Annotated in this window: 15 protein-coding genes and 2 pseudogenes; 15 read left to right on the forward strand and 2 right to left on the reverse strand. The window is 46.0% G+C overall.

Annotated elements, in window-relative coordinates; translation table 11 throughout:
• Positions 1–11 precede the first annotated feature (11 nt).
• From cheY to V6N89_RS05550, 15 genes and pseudogenes are all read left to right on the forward strand, one after another.
• On the forward strand, positions 12–395 hold the full coding sequence (gene cheY, locus V6N89_RS05480) for a chemotaxis response regulator CheY (protein ID WP_346993510.1): 384 nt from the start codon (positions 12–14) through the stop codon (positions 393–395).
• A gap of 34 nt (positions 396–429) precedes the next feature.
• Positions 430–1,185 carry a protein phosphatase CheZ gene (locus V6N89_RS05485; protein WP_338516689.1) on the forward strand — a complete coding sequence of 252 codons (756 nt, stop codon included), beginning with the start codon at positions 430–432 and terminating at the stop codon, positions 1,183–1,185.
• A gap of 12 nt (positions 1,186–1,197) precedes the next feature.
• Positions 1,198–3,444 (forward strand): chemotaxis protein CheA, encoded by a 2,247-nt coding sequence (locus tag V6N89_RS05490; protein WP_338516690.1) that lies wholly within the window; start codon positions 1,198–1,200, stop codon positions 3,442–3,444.
• Positions 3,445–3,472: 28 nt separating this feature from the next.
• A pseudogene (locus tag V6N89_RS05495) lies at positions 3,473–4,603 on the forward strand (protein-glutamate methylesterase/protein-glutamine glutaminase).
• A gap of 28 nt (positions 4,604–4,631) precedes the next feature.
• On the forward strand, positions 4,632–5,396 hold the full coding sequence (locus V6N89_RS05500) for a ParA family protein (protein ID WP_338516691.1): 765 nt from the start codon (positions 4,632–4,634) through the stop codon (positions 5,394–5,396).
• Positions 5,397–5,402: 6 nt separating this feature from the next.
• Positions 5,403–6,203 carry a chemotaxis protein CheW gene (locus tag V6N89_RS05505; protein ID WP_338516692.1) on the forward strand — a complete coding sequence of 267 codons (801 nt, stop codon included), beginning with the start codon at positions 5,403–5,405 and terminating at the stop codon, positions 6,201–6,203.
• 17 nt (positions 6,204–6,220) lie between these two features.
• Positions 6,221–6,712, forward strand: coding sequence for a chemotaxis protein CheW (locus V6N89_RS05510; RefSeq protein WP_131092554.1), 492 nt, complete (start codon positions 6,221–6,223; stop codon positions 6,710–6,712).
• Positions 6,713–6,775: 63 nt separating this feature from the next.
• Positions 6,776–7,213, forward strand: coding sequence for a DUF2802 domain-containing protein (locus V6N89_RS05515; protein WP_338516694.1), 438 nt, complete (start codon positions 6,776–6,778; stop codon positions 7,211–7,213).
• 106 nt (positions 7,214–7,319) lie between these two features.
• A pseudogene (metA, locus tag V6N89_RS05520) lies at positions 7,320–8,260 on the forward strand (homoserine O-succinyltransferase MetA).
• A 3-nt stretch (positions 8,261–8,263) separates the two neighbouring features.
• Entirely contained in the window at positions 8,264–9,331 is a 1,068-nt protein-coding gene (locus V6N89_RS05525) for a homocysteine S-methyltransferase family protein (protein ID WP_346993511.1), read from the forward strand.
• 8 nt (positions 9,332–9,339) lie between these two features.
• Complete coding sequence (metH, locus tag V6N89_RS05530; RefSeq protein WP_346993512.1) at positions 9,340–11,964, forward strand: methionine synthase; 2,625 nt, start codon at positions 9,340–9,342, stop codon at positions 11,962–11,964.
• Positions 11,965–11,968: 4 nt separating this feature from the next.
• Positions 11,969–12,565 (forward strand): DUF938 domain-containing protein, encoded by a 597-nt coding sequence (locus V6N89_RS05535; protein WP_346993513.1) that lies wholly within the window; start codon positions 11,969–11,971, stop codon positions 12,563–12,565.
• A gap of 213 nt (positions 12,566–12,778) precedes the next feature.
• Complete coding sequence (locus V6N89_RS05540) at positions 12,779–13,096, forward strand: hypothetical protein (protein ID WP_346993514.1); 318 nt, start codon at positions 12,779–12,781, stop codon at positions 13,094–13,096.
• A complete protein-coding gene (locus V6N89_RS05545) occupies positions 13,093–13,392 on the forward strand; it encodes a hypothetical protein (protein ID WP_346993515.1) in 300 nt (99 codons plus the stop codon). The genes V6N89_RS05540 and V6N89_RS05545 overlap by 4 nt, the downstream gene beginning before the upstream one ends.
• Positions 13,376–14,800 carry a methyl-accepting chemotaxis protein gene (locus V6N89_RS05550; protein WP_346993516.1) on the forward strand — a complete coding sequence of 475 codons (1,425 nt, stop codon included), beginning with the start codon at positions 13,376–13,378 and terminating at the stop codon, positions 14,798–14,800. The genes V6N89_RS05545 and V6N89_RS05550 overlap by 17 nt, the downstream gene beginning before the upstream one ends.
• Before the next feature lie 17 nt (positions 14,801–14,817).
• Here V6N89_RS05550 and V6N89_RS05555 read toward each other — a convergent pair whose 3' ends face one another.
• Complete coding sequence (locus tag V6N89_RS05555) at positions 14,818–15,705, reverse strand: LysR family transcriptional regulator (protein WP_338516701.1); 888 nt, start codon at positions 15,703–15,705, stop codon at positions 14,818–14,820.
• An 11-nt stretch (positions 15,706–15,716) separates the two neighbouring features.
• Positions 15,717–16,661 carry a hydrogen peroxide-inducible genes activator gene (locus V6N89_RS05560; RefSeq protein WP_338516702.1) on the reverse strand — a complete coding sequence of 315 codons (945 nt, stop codon included), beginning with the start codon at positions 16,659–16,661 and terminating at the stop codon, positions 15,717–15,719.
• Positions 16,662–16,672 lie beyond the last annotated feature (11 nt).

Here is a 16,672-nt window from a genome sequence, read left to right on the forward strand (position 1 = left end):
TGGAGGCTATTTTGGATAAAAGTATGAAAATTCTCGTGGTTGACGATTTTTCTACCATGAGACGTATCATCAAAAACCTACTTAAAGACTTGGGTTTCTCCAACATCCAGGAAGCGGATGACGGAAGTACGGCGTTGCCAATGCTACAGCAAGGCGACTTTGACTTTGTTGTTACCGATTGGAACATGCCAGGCATGCAAGGTATTGACCTGTTGCGTGCTATTCGTGCTGACGACAAACTGAAACATTTGCCAGTGCTTATGGTTACAGCCGAAGCCAAAAAAGAACAAATTGTCGCAGCAGCGCAAGCTTATGTAAATGGATACGTAGTTAAGCCGTTCACTGCAGCAACACTAAAAGAAAAATTGGACAAAATTTTCGAACGTTTAGGTTGATCCAGACGCTCACCAGAGAAACGAGGTTTACTGGATGTCACCAAATGTAAACGTTCCTATTACATTGGAAGAAGCCAAACAGCTTGTCGCTTATCTTGAAGAAGGCGACAATGATTCTGCCAATGCACTACTTGAAGCAGCTTCGATGAAAGAAAACGTCGAGTTGTTTGCTGAAGTAGGAAAACTTACGCGTCAACTTCATGACGCGCTCAATAATTTTCAGATTGACGATCGCATCAAGAACCTTGCGACTGAAGACATGCCTGATGCGCAATCTCGTCTTACTTACGTCATTGAAGAAACTGAAAAAGCTGCTAATACTACTATGGATGCCGTTGAAGCAAGCATGCCAATTGCTGAAACACTTGCTGAACGCATCGAAAAGGTGATGCCTGAGTGGAAAAAGCTGATGAACCGTCAAATAGAGTTAGGCGAGTTCAAAGCGCTTTGCGCAGATTTAGACAATCTGCTTGAAGAAAGTGCTGAGCAATCGACGAAGCTCACTCAGTTACTAACAGAAGTATTGATGGCACAGGGGTATCAAGACTTAACGGGGCAGGTTATTCGCCGTGTTATAGACTTGGTAAAAGAAGTCGAAGACAGCCTAGTAAACATGTTAACCATGTTTGGTGAGCGCGACGGTACAGAACATTCTAAACCTTCTAGCGTTAAGGCCGATAAAAACGATGGTGTACAGGCGGAAGGCCCAATAATTGACGCGGAAAATCGCGATGATGTTGTTTCTGGCCAAGACGATGTAGATGATCTTTTGTCAAGCTTAGGTTTTTAGGGGAGCGGGCGCATGTCGTTTGATGTTGACGAGGATATATTACAGGACTTTCTGGTAGAAGCCGGAGAGATACTTGAACAATTACAAGAACAGCTCGTTGATCTTGAGAACAATCCTGAAGACGCGGATCTGCTAAACGCAATATTCCGTGGTTATCACACAGTAAAAGGTGGTGCGGGCTTTCTTTCCCTCACTGAGTTAGTTGAAATTTGTCATGGTGCTGAAAACGTTTTTGACGTGATGCGAAATGGCCAGCGTACGCTCACACCTGAATTAATGGATATTATTCTGCAGGCCACTGACGTGGTGGTTGAGATGTTTGAGCGCGTGAAAGCGCGAGACCCTCTCGAGCCTGCGGATGCACACTTAGTCGACGTATTACACAAACTAAGCCGCCCAGAATCTCCTGATGAAAACATCTTTGGTGACAGTGCATCAAGTGCCCCTGAACCAGAGCCTGTTCAAGAAGAGCCTGAATTAGTCATTGAAGAAGCTGAATCTACCCCAAGCACTAGCGACGGTGGTATTGATGAAATAACAGAAGATGAGTTTGAAGCTCTTCTCGATGAACTTCACGGTTCTGGTGCGCCTGGAAAAGAGGCTGCAAAGCCTGCTGCTGCACCAGCAAAGGCACCAGAGCCAGCACCTGCAAGTGCGGGAGGTGATGGTGACGATATTACTGATGAAGAGTTTGAAGCGTTACTTGATGACCTGCACGGAAAAGGGCAGTTTGGTGGTAGTGATGACGCTGCTCCTGCATCTGCGCCAGCGCCAGCTGCAGCGCCTTCGGCAGCAGCCGCAGCGTCGGGTGATGAAGAAATTACTGATGACGAATTTGAAGCGCTCCTTGACCAACTTCACGGTTCAGGTCAGGGACCGACAAAGCAGTCAGCGCCATCGGCTGAACCTCCAGTAGATAAAGCGGCTACAGACGCCATCAATAAAGCGAAAAGTGCAGCACCTGCTGCACCTAAAGCAAGTACACCTGCGCCAGAAAAAGCTGCTACTCCTGCTGCGGCCCCTGCGGCAGCCAAAAAAGAAGCGGCTAAGAAAGACGACAAAAAAGCGGCACCTGCAGCACCTCCTGCAGAGACCACTGTGCGCGTCGACACTAAGCGTTTAGACCAAATCATGAATATGGTTGGTGAATTAGTACTTGTGCGAAATCGTCTAATCAGCTTAGGCATTAACAGCAACGACGAAAGTATGTCTAAAGCGATTGCTAACCTCGATGTTGTAACAGGTGATTTGCAAGGCGCGGTGATGAAAACCCGCATGCAGCCTATTAAGAAGGTGTTTGGTCGATTCCCTCGCGTTGTGCGCGACTTAGCCCGCAGTCTTAAGAAAGAAATCACGCTAGAGTTGGTGGGTGAAGAAACTGATTTAGATAAAAACTTGGTTGAAGCACTTGCCGATCCGTTGGTCCACTTGGTGAGAAACTCGGTTGACCATGGTATTGAAATGCCTGATGACCGTGCTGCTGCAGGCAAGCCTCGAATGGGTACAGTGCAGCTTTCAGCGTCGCAAGAAGGTGATCATATTCTTCTTACTATCGAAGACGATGGTAAGGGTATGGACCCTGACAAGCTAAAAGATATTGCGATAAGTCGCGGTGTACTAGATGCTGACGCCGCCGCCCGAATGTCAGATGTAGAAGCGTTTAACCTTATTTTTGCACCAGGCTTCTCAACTAAGACCGAAATAAGTGATATTTCAGGTCGTGGTGTGGGCATGGATGTGGTTAAAACAAAGATTAACCAGCTAAACGGTACCGTCAATATTGACTCGCAACTAGGTAAAGGCACGCGATTAGATATCAAAGTACCGCTAACCTTGGCTATTCTACCTACGTTGATGATTGTTGTAGGTAAGCAAACATTTGCATTGCCACTTGGTGCAGTGAACGAAATCATCAATATGGACATCAAGAAAACCAACACGGTTGATGGCCAGTTGACAATGATTGTGCGTTCTAAGGCCATTCCATTGTTCTTCCTAGGGGAATGGTTGATACGCGGCCCGAAAAATATCGACAAAGAAAAAGGGCATGTTGTTGTTGTACAAATAGGTACACAACAAGTTGGCTTTGTAGTTGATGCTCTTATCGGTCAAGAAGAAGTGGTGATTAAACCGTTAGATGCGCTATTGCAAGGCACGCCAGGCATGGCTGGAGCGACAATTACATCTGATGGTGGCATTGCGCTAATTCTCGATATTCCGAGTCTTCTTAAACGGTACGCGCGCAAACCCATAAAATAGGGTGACAGAAAAATAGGAATAGCAATCCATGGTCTTTAAAGTCCTGGTCGTGGACGACTCTACGTTTTATCGTCGTCGAGTGAAAGAAATACTCGACGCCGATAAAGAGTTAGAAGTAGTAGGTGAAGCGAGAAATGGGCGAGATGCGCTCGAGAAGTTGGAAACACTCACTCCTGATGTAATCACTATGGATGTGGAAATGCCTGTAATGGATGGCATTTCGGCGGTAAAAGCGATTATGGAGAAGCGACCGACCCCGATTTTGATGTTTTCGTCGCTTACCCACCACGGCGCGCAAGCTACGCTAGATGCGCTCGAGGCGGGAGCGATAGACTTCCTTCCCAAAAAATTTGAAGACATAGCGCAGGATAGAAAGGATGCGACCCGGCTGCTGTGTACTAAAGTTCGCTTGATTGCACGCCGTGGCGTTGGTTTAAAGCGTCCTCTAGTGCGTTCTGTAGAGCCAAGACGGTTGCCTGACAATGCGCCTAAGCCAGCTTTCTTTAGAAGCTCAGGCTTACTCTCTGGTCGAAAAGATGCGGCAAAGCAACCTACCGTTTCATCGGTTAGGCCGAGCGGCAAGCACTATAAGTGCCTAGCAATTGGAGCTTCTACTGGCGGATAGGTCGCGCTGCAGAAAGTATTATCGCCATTGCCTGCTGATTTTCCTTGCCCGATTTTGCTTGTGCAGCATATGCCTGGCACGTTTACCTCAGCATTTGCGCAGCGTCTAGATGCTAACTGCAAAATAAGTGTCAAAGAAGCAGAGTCTGGTGATGTGCTCAAGCCCGGCCATGCATACTTGGCTCCTGGCGGTAAGCAAATGATTATCGAGTCGGTAGGCGCCAATAAGGCAATTACGATTGTCGAGGCCAGCGCGGCAGATAAAGTAAGTTATAAACCTAGTGTTGACTTAACATTTAGCTCTATCGCGCGTTCTTTTGGCGGAGATGTTCTTGGCGTTATCCTTACAGGTATGGGGGCCGACGGTCGAGAAGGCTGTAGAACCCTGAAAGGGTTGGGGGCAACAATTTGGGCTCAAGATCAAGATTCATGTGTGGTGTATGGTATGCCACAGGCGGTAGCCGTTGAGAATATATCAACAAAGAGTATTAGCATTGACGATATGAGTAGCTGCATACAATCCGAAGTACGCTAGCGCTTAGACGTGTAATGGAATAATCATCATGAAAGTGTGGACAGTAGCAAATCAAAAAGGCGGAGTGGGCAAAACCACCACTACAGTCAGCCTTGGCGGATTACTCGCTCAGAAAGGGAAGCGTGTATTGATGATTGATACTGACCCGCATGCGTCGCTAAGTTACTACTTCGGTATCGATGCTGAAGCGTCAAGTCATTCTGTTTACGACATTTTTATTAAATCTAATAATATTACTGCCGATAACGTAATGGACTGTTTAAGTCCGACAAAAATTGACAATTTGTATGTGCTGCCAGCCACGATGGCCTTAGCCACGCTTGATAGAACAATGGGCAGTGAGCAAGGAATGGGGCTGGTGTTAAAAAAAGCGCTGGCAAAAATTGAAAATGAATTTGATGTGGCCATTATCGACTGCCCACCAGTGCTTGGCGTATTGATGGTCAACGCGTTAGCGGCTTGCAATAAAGTTATTGTGCCAACGCAGACTGAGTACCTCGCTTTGAAGGGGCTCGATAGAATGATTCGTACCATGGAGATTATGGGCCGTTCATTAGATAAAACGTTTGATACGATTATAATACCGACGATGTTTGATAAAAGAACCAATGCGGCACTGGCGTCAAGAAAGCGTTTAATGAGTGATTATGGTGAAAGGGTTTGGCATGGCGTGATCCCTGTTGATACGCATTTTCGTGATGCGAGCTTGGTTCAGTTGCCTATTTCAGCAGCCTACCCAAAAACGCGTGGTGTATCGGCCTACGCCAAACTATTGAAAGTGCTGGAGAAGTAACAAAGAATGAACAAGCAATCGCCTTTTGCCCGTGAAGAAGTCATGGAGGCATATTTAGATAGCCTGTTAAAAGAGCCTGAAACTCCAGAAGATGTAACTGCGCGCACGGCGAAATTGCTTGAGCAAGCGTCGCAAAAAATGGCGGAAGAAGCACTAAACGCTCCTTTTCAGGCTGAAGAAAGCGGCGATGAGCAAGAAAAAATTGTTCAAGACGTTACCACTTTTCTTGCGCAGCCAGAGAAGGAGGTTGAACAAAACGAGCCTTCTGCGCCTGCTACTGAAACAACGTCTGAAGAAAAAGAGGCGCCAGTAGCAAATGTTGCTGCATTAAGAACACCACTAAAGGATAGTCTTGGTTCGCATTTTCAAGCGCTATTCTTTGAAGTCGCAGGTTTAACTTTAGCCGTGCCTTTGACTACACTTGGTGGTATTCATCAAATTGAGAAGGTAGGCCCGTTGTTTGGTAAACCAGATTGGTTTATTGGTGTAATGTTATACAGAGAGTCTAAACTGAATGTTGTCGACTCGGCAAAATGGGTAATGCCAGAAAAATATGACGAAAACCTCGCACAATCGCTCAACTACCGATATCTTATTATGTTAGGTGAGAGTGCGTGGGGATTAGCAAGCGAAAAGCTTGTTAATACAGTTAATTTAACAAGTGATGACGTTAAATGGCGCGAGTCCACAGGAAAACGTCCCTGGTTAGCGGGGATGGTGAAAGAAAAAATGTGCGCGTTAATTGACGTTGAAGAATTAATATCTATGCTTAACAAAGGCTTAGGCAGTAACGACCAGACGCCATAGTATTGGGAGCCAGGTTCATGAGCGACAAAAGTACAAACAATAATGCCACTGACAGCAACGACGAAGTCCTTCAATGGGTTACGTATCGCTTAGGTGAAGAAACTTACGGTATCAACGTAATGCAAGTTCAAGAAGTGCTGCGTTATACCGAGATAGCCCCCGTACCCGGTGCACCTGACTACGTGCTAGGTATTATTAACCTTCGTGGTAATGTTGTTACGGTTATCGATACCCGTGCACGCTTCGGCCTACCACCAACAGAAATAACGGATAACACTCGAATCGTTATTATCGAATCTGACGAGCAAGTCGTTGGTATCCTTGTCGATAGCGTGGCAGAAGTGGTTTATCTTAAATCTTCTGAAATCGATAGTGCACCTAATGTTGGTACCGAGGAAAGTGCTAAGTTCATCCAGGGCGTGAGTAATCGCGATGGTGAACTACTTATCCTAGTCGATTTGAATAAACTCCTCAGCGATGAAGAGTGGGATGAGTTAAGCAATATCTAATCAATTAGAAAGGCACTTCCCATGAGGTAGTGCCTTTTGCGTTCCTTCAAGGGTTTTGTGCACATGGATTGGCAGCTAGTAGCGCCTACCGTTTTCGAATCACTGTTACTTGTTGTAGCCCTCATGCTGATAGGTGCGATCGTATTTTTGGTCGTTAAAGTTAATCGGCTGAGCACAACGCTAGAAGATACCCGTCAATCACACGAACACGAACTCTCTCGCCTTGAAGCGTTAGCAAACAACGCAAACAATCAACAATCCGAGTCTCAGGCCCGAAGTTTAGTCATCACACGCCACCTTCAATCACTGGAAGAAAAACAAACTGAGCTGGAAAATCAGCTCCGCGAACAGAAAATGCAAGACCCATCACTGAGACTCTACCAGCGAGCAGCGGAGTTGGTTAAGCAAGGTGCAAGCATTGATGAGATTATTGAGGCATGCGATATCCCCAGAGCTGAAGCTGAAATGCTGATGATGGTACACAGACAAAACCCTGAGTGATGACAATAAAACATAAAAGGCGTTTAGACGTCTAGACGTAAAGATGTTGACATTGCTTTCGTAATAGTCACAATACAGTCATAGTGTTTTTTGACTGGAGCCTGTTATGCCAATACGTATCCCTGAACAATTGCTTAAGCGCAAAATGTGCTGCTTGGTGAGAATATCTTCACAATGGATATGGATAGGGCGGCAAATCAGGACATTCGTCCTCTTGAAGTGGGCATTCTCAATTTAATGCCAAACAAGATCGAGACTGAAGTTCAGTTACTACGATTGCTTTCAAATACGCCACTGCAAATTAATGTAGATCTAATCCGTATAGACAATCAAGCACCTAAAAATACGCCACAATCTCACATGGATGCGTTTTATCACGACTTTTCCAATGTCGCGAACAAGAAATACGATGGATTAATCGTAACTGGTGCTCCCCTTGCATTACTGGACTATAAAGACGTCAAATATTGGGACACTATGACGACAATATTAGAGTGGGCGCAGCGCCACGTAAACTCTACGCTCTATTTGTGCTGGGCTGCGCACGCCGCTATGTATCATTTCTATGGCATTACTCGTCAATTGCGTGAAGAAAAGTTCTCAGGCGTATATCAACACAAGGTCAACGATCCTCACAATGAATTGTTGCGAGGCTTTGACCCAACGTTTTTTGCGCCTCACTCACGTTTCGGCCATATTGATACATCGCTTTACAATAGTGTTGATGGACTAAGCGTAGTCGCAGAATCAGACGATGTTGGTGCATATATTGTGGCATCTGAAGATAAGCGGATGGTATTTGTAACAGGGCATCCAGAATATGATCCTGAGACACTAAAGGACGAGTATCTAAGAGACATTGGGGCAGGGCAAACACCTGCTGTGCCAAAAAATTACTTTACAGACGACGACCCTTCAAAGTCGCCTATAGTCCAATGGCGATCTCATGGTAGTTTGTTGTTTACTAACTGGCTAAACTACTACGTTTATCAGACCACGCCTTATGATCTAAATCAGCTTGCTGAAAAATCACAGCCAAAGAGGTAGCACGTGAGCCAAAACACAGTTTCTAGCGCTCGAGTAACGCTCGGCGAAGCCGCTAAAAAACGTATTCTTATACTAGATGGTGCAATGGGAACCATGATCCAGCGACATAAGCTTGAAGAAGCCGATTATCGCGGTGAACAATTCGCTGATTGGCACTGTGACGTGAAAGGTAATAATGATCTTCTTGTTATCACTCAGCCGGATATCATTTATCAAATACATTGCGATTATTTTGAAGCGGGTGCTGACATCATAGAAACCAACACATTTAATGCCACAACGATTGCTATGGCTGACTATGATATGCAGGCACATTCGAGAGATATTAACCTTGCTGCAGCACGCCTGGCGCGAAAAGCGGCAGATGAGTTTTCTGCAAAGACACCAGACAAGCCGCGTTTCGTTGCAGGTGTGCTTGGTCCAACGAACAGAACAGCATCCATATCACCAGATGTAAACGACCCAGGTAAACGCAATGTGACGTTTGACGAATTGGTTGAAGCATACAGCGAGTCTACAGAAGCACTGATTGAAGGCGGCGCAGACCTCATTATGCTTGAAACCATTTTTGACACACTTAATGCGAAAGCCGCAGCGTATGCAGTAGAAACCGTATTTGATAAGTTAGGCAAGTCTCTGCCTGTAATGGTTTCCGGAACCATTACCGATGCATCAGGAAGAACGCTATCTGGTCAAACAGCGGAAGCGTTTTATTATTCAATGCGCCATATCAATCCATTTTCTTTCGGCCTCAACTGTGCACTTGGACCAGACTTATTGCGCCAATACGTCGATGAAGTCGCTGCTATTAGTGAATGTCTGATATCTGCTCACCCGAATGCCGGTTTACCCAACGAGTTTGGTGAATACGATATGGAAGGACCTGAAATGGCAGAGCATTTAAAAGAATGGGCCGAGTCAGGCTTAGTTAATATTGTCGGAGGATGCTGTGGCAGTACGCCTGAGCACATACGTGACATTGCAAATGCCGTTGGCGGGCTAGAGCCTAGAGCTATACCCAATTTTGAACCCAAAATGCGTCTGTCAGGCCTAGAGCCGTTTGTACACTAGGAGGCCTTGTGAGCGCAGAATTTTCTACCTTTATTAATATCGGCGAGCGTACCAACGTTACAGGCTCGGCTCGGTTTAAGCGTCTTATTTTGGAAGGCGACTACGAAGCTGCACTTGATGTTGCTAGACAGCAAGTTGAGAACGGTGCTCAAATCATCGATATCAACATGGATGAGGCAATGCTTGATTCTAAGCAGGCCATGATCACTTTCTTGAATCTTATCGCCTCTGAGCCTGACATTAGCCGCGTACCGATCATGATCGACTCTTCTAAGTGGGAAGTGATTGAAGCGGGTCTAAAGTGTGTGCAGGGGAAAGCTATTGTTAACTCTATCTCGCTTAAAGAAGGCGAAGAGCAGTTCCTAAGTCAAGCTAAGCAAATCAAGCGTTTCGGCGCGGCGACTGTTGTTATGGCATTTGATGAAACGGGCCAAGCAGACACGCAGGCACGCAAAATCGAAATTTGTCAGCGAAGCTATAAATTGCTTACTGAAGAAATTGGGTTTCCACCGGAAGATATCATCTTCGACCCCAATATTTTTGCGGTAGCTACAGGTATTGAAGAACACGATAACTACGCGGTAGATTTTATCGAAGCTACCCGCGTAATCAGACAAACCTGCCCGTATTCACACATCTCAGGCGGCCTGTCGAATATCTCTTTCTCGTTTCGCGGTAATAACCCGGTCCGTGAGGCAATGCACTCTGTTTTCTTATTCCATGCTATTCGTGCGGGCATGGACATGGCTATCGTTAATGTAGGTCAGCTTGAAGTATACGATGAAATACCACCAGAGCTTCGCGATGCAGTTGAAGATGTCATCCTCAACAGACGTAGCGACGCCACGGAGCGCTTGTTAGATATTGCACCTAACTATCAAGGTGACGGTAAGGCTGCAGCGAAAGAAGATTTAAGCTGGCGAGAGCAAAACGTCAACAAGCGACTAGAGCATGCGCTGGTAAAAGGCATTACCGATTACATCATCGAAGATACCGAAGAAGCCCGTCAAAAAGCGCAGCGTCCACTACATGTTATTGAAGGTCCACTCATGGACGGTATGAATGTGGTTGGCGATTTGTTTGGCGAAGGAAAAATGTTCTTACCCCAGGTGGTCAAGTCTGCGCGGGTGATGAAAAAAGCGGTAGCACATCTTCAGCCATTCATTGAAGCTGAAAAGTCTGATGATGCGAAAAGTAACGGCAAGATATTGCTCGCCACGGTAAAAGGTGACGTGCACGACATTGGAAAGAACATTGTTGGCGTGGTCCTGCAGTGCAACAACTTTGAAGTCATTGATTTAGGCGTTATGGTGCCCGCTGCGACAATTTTGCAAGTCGCGAAGGAAGAAAATGTCGACATGATAGGGCTTTCAGGCCTTATTACTCCCTCTTTGGATGAGATGGTACATGTGGCGAAAGAAATGGAACGTCAAGGGTTTGAAATGCCCTTGCTAATTGGAGGCGCGACCACTTCTAAAGCACATACCGCCGTTAAGATTGAACAGAATTATCACGCGCCTGTTGTTTATGTTCCTAATGCTAGTAGGGCTGTTGGTGTATGTCAGCGTTTACTTAATAAAGCGTCTAGAGACATTTACGCTGTCGAGTTGGCTAAAGAGTATGACACCGTTCGCGAACAACATGCGCGTAAAAAGCCAAGAAGCAAACCTGTCACTTTGGCGCAGGCCCGTGACAACGCTTTCAAGCCTGATTTTTCAACGCCACCTGTAAAACCCAATGCGCTAGGTGTAACCCCGGTCACCGCGGACTTGTCAGTGCTTCGACAGTATATCGACTGGACACCATTTTTCCTTACATGGTCGTTGGCGGGTAAATACCCGCGCATTCTTGAAGATGAAGTGGTCGGCGAACAAGCTAAGTCATTATTTGCCGATGCTAATGCCATGCTTGATAGTATTATCGAAGCGGGGTCTCTTGAGGCTAAAGGTGTCATTGGTCTGTTCCCTGCCAACCGAATTAATGATGATATTGAAATTTACACCGACGAAACCCGTAGCCAAGTGAAAGGTGTTGCCCACCATCTTCGTCAGCAAACCTTGAAGGACAAATTTGCGAACTATTGTTTAGCTGATTACGTGGCAGAAAAAGACAGTGGTATCGAAGACTATGTCGGTGCATTTGCGGTAACCTACGGTATTGGTGAGGACGAACTGGCTGATAGCTATATTACCGCAGGCGATGACTATAATGGCATTATGGTTAAAGCTGTTGCAGATAGGCTGGCAGAAGCCTTTGCGGAGTACTTACACGAACAAGTACGTAAACATTACTGGGGATACGCGAAAGACGAAGCGTTAAGCAACGAAGAACTTATTCGTGAAAAGTATCAGGGTATACGACCCGCACCTGGTTATGCAGCTTGTCCCGAACACACAGAAAAACAGCTTATTTGGGACTTACTTTCTGCACAGCAGCATACGGGAATGAAGCTAACAGAAAGCTATGCAATGTGGCCCGGCGCGTCTGTGTCTGGTTGGTATTTTTCGCACCCCGATGCAAAATATTTCGCCGTAGCTAAAATACAGGCCGACCAAGTGGAAGACTACGCCGTCCGTAAAGGGTGGACACTTGAAGAAGCTGAAAAATGGCTAGGCCCTAACCTTAGTGATTAGTTAAATGTTTGAAAAGCCGTTTAGCCAAGCGTGTGAAAATAACAAACGTCCTATTCTAGCGCAGTTAGAATGGGCGTTTGCAAACGCTGAAAATGTACTAGAGATTGGCAGTGGCACGGGGCAACACGCTGTCTTTTTTGCTGAGCACTTACCGCACCTTATTTGGCATACCAGTGACCAAGTGCAATACCATCAAGGTATCAATGCATATATTGATGATTCATCCCTGACGAACATCCGACGTCCTCAGGTATTTAAGGTAGGCGAAGATGATTTTCCGGTTTTAGATCAGAACGCAAAAATTGATGGCGTTTTTTCGGCTAACACCGCGCATATCATGCAAAAAGAAGAGGCTGAGCAACTTATGCAAATGGTCTCAGAGCACCTCCCAGTAAACGGTGTATTTTGCCAGTATGGTCCATTTACACACGGTGGAAAATTTACGTCCACGAGCAATGAAGATTTTCATAATTCACTTATTGAACGCGGCTACGGTGGATATAGGGATATTGAGGAGCTTAAAGCGTGGGCGACCGACTTGTCACTTGCTAAGATCATCGACATGCCAGCCAATAATCACATGCTGATATGGCAAAAGTAGCAAGTCATTCATTTCACACTTGTAAAACGCGACAAACTATACCAAAGTAGGATATGTAGTGTTGTCGTCTTTTTATCTCTTTAAATCAAACACATTGTGTGTTCTGTCCCGTCACAACACTGCGCAACATCAAAACAATAAAAGCATGCGCGGTTACGCTTAAGCTTCCACAGCAACCCCGTGCAATGCCACTAATAACAATGAGAAGTACGAATGAAATCCATATCACTACAAAAAAAGTTTATGCTAATCGTCGGTGGCAGCATTGCGCTTATGCTGCTTGTTACCGCTTTATTCCTCGTTAATACAGTGGCCGATAGCACACGAGAACGTGTAGAGAAAGAAGTGACTGCCCTAGTGGCGAGAGAAGCCAGCGAAGTAGAAGGCTTTTTTGCAACATATGGCGGCGTAGCGAGATCTTTTTTAAGCAGTCCTTTTTTCAAGACTTCTTTGCTAAGCATACTCAGCGCGGCGCATCCGAAGCTCAACTTCAAAATGCCGATACAATTTATGCATTGTTCGATAATGTGAGCAGCGCAGATCCTGTCATCAAATCAGCATTTTTCGGGTCGTCGAATACCTATGAATATTTTTACGAAGAAGGAAGGGTGGGTGTTGACACATCGGGCCCTGATGCGGGTAACCCGAATGCAGGTTATTTTGCTACTAAGCGCCCATGGTTTAACACAGCGGTTGAAAAAGGGGGACTTTATGTCACGCCTCCTGCGGTCGACTCGCAAGATGGTAGCGTGTCAGCAGTAGTTCAAACGCTCGGTCTATCAAAATGGAAAGCTGCTAGGTGTGGGCGGTGTGGATATTTTAATTAGCACCATTGGTAGCGTAATTGACGCGATTCGCTATGAAGGTCAAGGCACGGCATTCTTACTCGATGACAACCAAAACGTTGTGTATTTTCCAAAGCAATCGTCAGATTTACCACTAAGTTCGCCTATTAGCGACTTTGACAAGGTATTTGATGAGTCGGAAGGCTTTAACAACCTCTCTGCTAGCATTGCCAGAAATATCTCAGGTATTGTCCCTGTTACATGGAGAGGAGAAGCCTATTTTGCTGTGTTTGAACACGCAAAGCTTGATACTCCCGAAATGAATTGGAGTGTAGGTATTCTCGTACCTACTAGTGTTATTAATACGCCAATTAATACTGCCATGACAACGGCTGCTGTCGTAGCCTTCGTTATCATTGGGCTTATTGTGCTAATTACCTATCTGGCAAGTGTGAAGGTAACACGACCATTGCGAGAAATGCGCAATGCAATGTCAGAGATTGCTAATGGTGATGGCGACTTAACCAAGCGATTAGAAGTAAACAGTAATGATGAAGTTGGTGCGCTCGCGGTCGAATTCAATACCTTTACCGATAAGTTACGTGCTCTTTTGCGCGACACTGCAGCCAACACTCGAATGGTTGCCGAAGCCGCGGTGCATTTGAGAGATGTAAGTCAAGCAACCAGTAAAGAAATAAACCAAGAGCGAAATCAAGTAGATAATGTCTCAACCGCCGTGACAGAAATGGCTGAAACAGTGGTAGAAATATCGAGAAACGCTGCCCATTCTAGTGAAGCTGCAACCAAAGCCGATGAGCTTGTTCAAAGCGGAAGCGTGCAAGTTCAAGAAGCTGTGGTAGAAATACGGGCCCTGGCTGACGCGATCAACGAAGGCGTTGAGGTTGTCGGTGGTTTAAGTAAAGAGTCTGACAATATTGGTGCTGTTATTGATGTGATTAATAGCATTGCGGAGCAAACTAACCTACTTGCACTGAATGCCGCCATCGAGGCTGCAAGGGCAGGCGAGCAAGGTCGTGGTTTTGCTGTTGTTGCTGACGAAGTGCGCTCACTTGCAAGTCGCACTCAAGAGTCTACTACCGATATACGCAAGATGGTTGAGCGTCTTCAGCATATGGCGGAACAAACTGACAGTGTCATGCAGCAGGGGAAAGCGCGCTCAGAGTCGGGCCTTGATAAAACCGAAAAAGTGGTTGTTACCCTTAAGGATATCACCCAGTCTATTGGGCAAGTGCATGAGCAAAGTACGCATATTGCATTGGCTACTGAGCAGCAAACCGAAGTGGCGCAGGGTATTAACAAGTCGCTTGTTGCCATAACTAGCTTGAGTGACCGAACGAGTCAGCATGCAGAAGAGTTGGCGGTAGAAGCTACCCAGCTGAGCAATGTGTCGGGTGAGCTAAAAGATATCGTTAGCCAATTTAAAATTTAATTGATGACAGCGCGGCGTTACTCAGGGTTGTGGCGTCGCGACATTTCGATAAATTCGCCAACGAACCCTAGCGCATCAGTAGCCTTTCGGTGTCCCAGGTAAAGCGTTTTAGAAATACCGTGTTCGCCTAGCGAGCGATAACATAGTGCGTCATTATATTGCTCTTCAACTAGCCACTTTGGAAGGGCTGTGACGCCTCGTCCCGCTGCCACCATTTGTAATATAATCTCTGTCGTTTCTATTTTCTTGTGTTGCTTAACGGTGCAGTTTGCTGGCGTGAGAAATTGAGTAAAGATATCTAATCGGCTGAGTTCTACAGGATAGGTAATCAGAGTTTCTCTCGATAAATCCTGCGGTGCGATGAATGCACATTCGGTGAGAGGGTGCGCCTTATTCATCACCAGCACTTGCTCGTAATCAAATATCGGCGTGTAGGTAATGGTGTCTAATTTGAGTGGATCTGGGGTGAGCAATATATCAATATCATATCCGTGAAGTGCTTGTAGCCCTCCAAAAGAAAACGCTCGCATTACATCCACATCAACGTCAGGAAACGCTTTTAAAAACGGCGCTACGACCTTAAGTAGCCATTCAAAGCAAGGGTGACACTCCATACCGATCCGCAAAATGCCTTGTTTGCCTTGTGAGAATCGTGCCAATTGAGCTTCAGTATGCTCAAATTGAGGAAGGATCCGTTGTGCCAGGCCCAGCACACTTTGGCCAGCCTGGGTTAAACGCAGTCGACGACCGTCTTTTTCCCACAGCGCAACGTCATAGTTTTGCTCGAGCTTCTTCATAGCATGACTCAACGCAGACTGCGTTAAGTGAAGTGCATTTGCCGCTTGGGTTACGGTTCCATGCGTCTCAATTGCTTTAACTATTCTAAGGTGCTGTCTATCTATCATTTTGCTTCCCTTTAACGCTCTATAATCGATACTGCGTCAGATAGGCGAGTTTGAATAATCTGCTTGATTATCAAAGATATTTCTCTAAACGTTTGCCTTCCCGGCGCTGTATTTCGCCACGCTAGGGAGTGCATCCTTTCTATGGGCATATTGGCTATTTCACAAACGTGAAGGGCTTCGGGTTTGTGCAACTCTGAATGAATATATAAGCCCGGTAAAAAGGCTACGCCCATGCCCATTACCACCATTTGTCGAAGTGTATCTAAACTCGTGCCTTCGTAATCTCGTTGAAGGTCAGCGCCGATATCGTCGCATATGCGCTGCACCTGATGGTGAAAATGGTGTCTTTCCTCAAGTGTTAATACTTTTTCCCCACTGATCTCTTCTGGGTTTACAAACGCTTTGCCAGACAAAGGGTGGTCAGAGGGAATGACAAACTTAAGCGGTTCGCTAAACAAGGGTTGAGTAATCAGCTGTGAATTCTCTTGAGATAGAGGCGATAATATAAGGTCGTATTCACCGCGCAGTAACCCATGCTGTAGGGCACTTGGCGCGCCTTCTCGCACGTAAAAACGCAAACCAGGTTTACGCTTATGTAAGTCTGGTAATACAAAGGGCAGTAAATAGGGCCCCAAGGTGGGAGGAATACCCAAGCGATATGTGACTACTTCACCTACCGAAAGGTCTCGTGCAATTTCGCTAAAGCGTTGCGATGACTGCAATACTTCTTCGGCGGCGGGTAAGAGCGCTTTTCCTTGCGGTGACAGCAGTGTTCCAGTGCGAGAACGCTCAAACAAGTTTAATCCCAGCGTTGATTCTAGCGCGTTTATCTGACTGGTCAGAGTAGGTTGGCTGATGCCCAAAACCCCTGCCGCCTGGCGAAAGCTTAGGTACTTTGCAACTGCAACAAAATACCTGATTTGGTTGATTGACGCGGTCTTCCCGTTGAGTTGCATGGTTAAAATTC

The organism is Alteromonas gracilis (assembly GCF_036870955.2).
In the GTDB taxonomy this organism is placed as follows: Bacteria; Pseudomonadota; Gammaproteobacteria; order Enterobacterales; family Alteromonadaceae; genus Alteromonas; species Alteromonas gracilis_A.

Excerpts from the sequence above, each read along its gene's own strand:
- V6N89_RS05540 (WP_346993514.1), top strand. The coding sequence starts at position 12,779 with ATGAAATCCATATCACTACAAAAAAAGTTTATGCTAATCGTCGGTGGC.
- V6N89_RS05490 (WP_338516690.1), top strand. The coding sequence starts at position 1,198 with ATGTCGTTTGATGTTGACGAGGATATATTACAGGACTTTCTGGTAGAA.
- V6N89_RS05510 (WP_131092554.1), top strand. The coding sequence starts at position 6,221 with ATGAGCGACAAAAGTACAAACAATAATGCCACTGACAGCAACGACGAA.
- V6N89_RS05560 (WP_338516702.1), bottom strand. The coding sequence starts at position 16,661 with ATGCAACTCAACGGGAAGACCGCGTCAATCAACCAAATCAGGTATTTT.
- V6N89_RS05555 (WP_338516701.1), bottom strand. The coding sequence starts at position 15,705 with ATGATAGATAGACAGCACCTTAGAATAGTTAAAGCAATTGAGACGCAT.
- V6N89_RS05535 (WP_346993513.1), top strand. The coding sequence starts at position 11,969 with ATGTTTGAAAAGCCGTTTAGCCAAGCGTGTGAAAATAACAAACGTCCT.
- V6N89_RS05500 (WP_338516691.1), top strand. The coding sequence starts at position 4,632 with ATGAAAGTGTGGACAGTAGCAAATCAAAAAGGCGGAGTGGGCAAAACC.
- V6N89_RS05485 (WP_338516689.1), top strand. The coding sequence starts at position 430 with ATGTCACCAAATGTAAACGTTCCTATTACATTGGAAGAAGCCAAACAG.
- V6N89_RS05515 (WP_338516694.1), top strand. The coding sequence starts at position 6,776 with ATGGATTGGCAGCTAGTAGCGCCTACCGTTTTCGAATCACTGTTACTT.
- V6N89_RS05505 (WP_338516692.1), top strand. The coding sequence starts at position 5,403 with ATGAACAAGCAATCGCCTTTTGCCCGTGAAGAAGTCATGGAGGCATAT.